Here is a 384-nt window from a genome sequence, read left to right as displayed (position 1 = left end):
CAGTTTAAGCAGTTGATCCGGGAGGAAAAGCCTGTTTTGGTGGATTTCTGGGCGCCCTGGTGCAGCTATTGCCGGAGGATCGGCCCTGCGTATGAGAAGATTGCAGAGGAATACGCGGACAGCCTTGCCGTCGGCAAGATCAATATTGACGAGGAGCCGCAGTTGGCGGGGGCCGAGGGGATCAAGGTCATCCCAACTCTGGTGTTGTTCCGGAACGGAAAGGCCGTAGGTTCCATCACCGCGCCCGGCTCAAAGGCAGAGATCGACCGTTTCATTCAGGAAACCTTGGCGAAATAACGGAGGATTCAGATATGAACAACAATCATGTTTATGATATGATTGTGGTGGGCGGCGGACCGGGCGGCTACACCGCCGCCCTGTACG

General features: G+C 56.0%; 1 protein-coding gene. It reads left to right on the top strand.

The window, feature by feature from the left end; genetic code table 11:
- Positions 1-297 (top strand): thioredoxin family protein (locus GPK89_RS16825; protein WP_252261689.1); only part of this gene is annotated, 297 nt, incomplete at its 5' end.
- Between the last annotated feature and the right edge of the window lie 87 nt (positions 298-384).

The sequence above is a fragment of the Gemmiger formicilis genome, from assembly GCF_018784445.1.
In the GTDB taxonomy this organism is placed as follows: domain Bacteria; phylum Bacillota; class Clostridia; order Oscillospirales; family Ruminococcaceae; genus Gemmiger.
Note: the sequence above shows the minus strand (reverse complement) of the source record. Positions and strands in the feature narration are given on the sequence as shown.